We start from the raw sequence: 743 nt of genomic DNA, 5'->3' as shown, positions 1-743 counted from the left end.
TAACGGGCGATGGCGGCCAGGGTGTCGCCGCCGCCGGCGATGGAGAACGCCGGGCTCGCCGCGATCGCCCGGGCCAGGGCCTCGGTGCCGTGGCCGAACTGCTCGTACTCGAACACGCCCACCGGCCCGTTCCAGACGATGGTGCCCGCGTCGCCCAGGTAGCCGGCGTAGCGCTTCGCCGTCTCCGGGCCGATGTCCAGGATCATCTCGCCCTCGGCCACCTCGGCCACCGGCTTCACGGTGGCGGCGGCACCCTCGGAGAGCTCGCCGGCCACGACCACATCCGTGGGCACGGGGATCTCACTGCCGCGCGCCCGCGCCGTCTCCATCAGCCGCCGGGCCTCGTCCACCAGGTCGGCCTCGTAGAGCGAGTCGCCCACCGGATGACCCGCCGCGGCGATAAAGGTGTTGGCGATGCCGCCGCCGACGATGAGCTGGTCCACCCGGGGCGCCAGTCGCTCCAGGACGGTGAGCTTGGTGGAGACCTTGGAGCCGCCGACGATCGCGACCATCGGCCGTGCCGGATGCTCCAGTGCCTTGCCGAGGGCGTCCAGCTCGGCGGCCAGCAGCGGTCCGGCGCAGGCCTCGGGGGCGAAGCGGGCGACGCCGTGGGTCGAGGCCTGGGCGCGGTGGGCGGTGCCGAAGGCATCCATGACGTAGACGTCGCACAACGCGGCCATGCGCCGGGCCAGGTCCTCGTCGTCCGCCTTCTCGCCGGCGAGAAAGCGGACGTTCTCGCAGAG

1 protein-coding gene is annotated in these 743 nt (G+C 73.1%); it reads right to left on the bottom strand.

Going from position 1 to position 743, the window contains the following annotated elements:
• Positions 1-743 (bottom strand): phosphoglycerate kinase (locus G7A99_RS22710; RefSeq protein ID WP_163144287.1); only part of this gene is annotated, 743 nt, incomplete at both ends.

It is taken from the genome of Arhodomonas sp. KWT (assembly GCF_010993615.1).
This window is presented reverse-complemented; position numbering and strand designations above follow the sequence as displayed.